We start from the raw sequence: 1593 nt of genomic DNA, 5'->3' as shown, positions 1-1593 counted from the left end.
TTGTCTAGGCTGTTTTTAGATGTCAGTCGGCTGGCTAATTTGAAATGTCAGTGCGGTCGTGCTTTTTGTGGTTTAGCCGTAACGCGGTCAAGCTGGCCGGAAGGGGAGAAGCCAGCACAGGGTGGGGCGGTGGTGCCGGCGATGGCGCGCTCCAGATCCAGCCGATTGATCAGCCGCTGGCGCTTGGTGTGGAGCGCAGGCTGGTGTGGCCGCGGGGGCTCGCCCGACAGCGTGCGCGAAGGCCCTGCGGTTTGCCGGCTGTCACGCAACGCCTGGACCTTGGCCGCAATGGCCAGCACATGCCCCAGCCGCTTGTGCTCCACGATCGCGCCCTGGTCGATCTCGGCCAGCCGGTCATAGGTGGTGTAGGGCAGAGCGATGCCATCGGCCCACAGTTCGATCCGCCCGTCCGGATATTCCGCCACCTCGAGATAGCGGTGGATTAGCCGTCTGAGCTCGGGCCGATCCTCCAGCAGGTACATCACCTTGTCGTACTGCAGCGTCAGGCTCTGCGACACCTTGCGCCATTCGCGCCAGGTGAAGATCCGCGTCAAATCCTCGTCAACGCGCAGCGGCCGGTGGGCATCGAAGTCGCTGCGCGGCGGCTTGCCAAAGCGGGCATTGAAGTCGGCGATAAAGGCCGGCGCAAAGGCATTGGCGATTGGCATGGTGCTAATGCCGCGCAGCCGCAGCTCCTTGACCAGCCGGTCCTGCAGCGTGCCGTTCATCCGCTCCACACGGCCTTTGGCGGGGCTGGTGTTGGCGCACAGGATGTCGATGTTCAGCTCGTACAGGGCCCGCCCAAACTGCGTGTAGCCGCGCCCTTCGGCTGCTTCCTGGCGATTGACCCGGAAGATGCTCGCCTTGTCGCTGTAGAACGCCATCGGCTTGCCATGGTGCTCGACATAGGCCCGCGTTGCCTCGAAGTACGCCTGCGTCGATTCGGTCGGCACGAACAGCAGCTGCATCAGCCGGCTGGTGGCATCGTCGACATAGACCAGCAGCGTGCAGGCCGGCGCCCGCTCCTCGAACCACGCATGGTCGCTGCCATCGATCTGCACCAGCTCGCCCAGACAGGCGCGGCGCCTGCGCGGCTGGTGGACCTTGGGCGGGCGCAGCTTCCTCGGCACCCAGAAGCCAGCGTCGATCATGATCCGGCGCACGGTCTCCTTGGCCAGCGTGATGCCATGGCGCTCGCGCAGCTTCTCGCAGGCCAGGGTCGGGCCGAAGTCGGCGTAGGTGTCGCGGATCAGCCTGCGGACGCGCGATTCGAGCCCGGGCGGCAATTGATTGTTGCCCGGCAACCCTTGATGGCTATTTAGCAAACCAGGCGCACCGACGGTCTGATAGTGCCGCAGCAGACGCAGCGTCTGGCGTGCCGTGAGTCCCAGCCTCGCTGCCGCGATACCGGTCTTGAGAAAGCCGTCCGCCAGCGCCTGAATGATCTTCAATCGATCGATTTGCCGCATGGTCAGGGTGATGGTGTCCGGTGCCATGGCAGCCTCCAGTAGACTGGAAACCGCTCAGATTACGCTTGGCAAACTCGGACATTTGAACTTGGCTATAAACGGACATTACAACTTAGCCCTGACA

1 protein-coding gene is annotated in these 1593 nt (G+C 63.7%); it reads right to left on the bottom strand.

All coding sequences use genetic code 11. The features are described from left to right. Nucleotides 1-47: 47 nt before the first annotated feature. The gene (locus AC1DS6_RS42545; RefSeq protein WP_477104798.1) at nucleotides 48-1496 is read right to left on the bottom strand and encodes an ISNCY family transposase; all 1449 of its coding nucleotides are present in this window, start codon (nucleotides 1494-1496) and stop codon (nucleotides 48-50) included. Nucleotides 1497-1593 lie beyond the last annotated feature (97 nt).

The organism is Cupriavidus sp. 05L310 (genome assembly GCF_056398185.1).
The sequence above is the reverse complement of the archived record's forward strand: the minus strand, read 5'-3'. Positions and strand labels throughout refer to the sequence as shown.

Coding starts and splice junctions, on each gene's coding strand:
- AC1DS6_RS42545 (WP_477104798.1), bottom strand. CDS start 1,496: ATGGCACCGGACACCATCACCCTGACCATGCGGCAAATCGATCGATTG.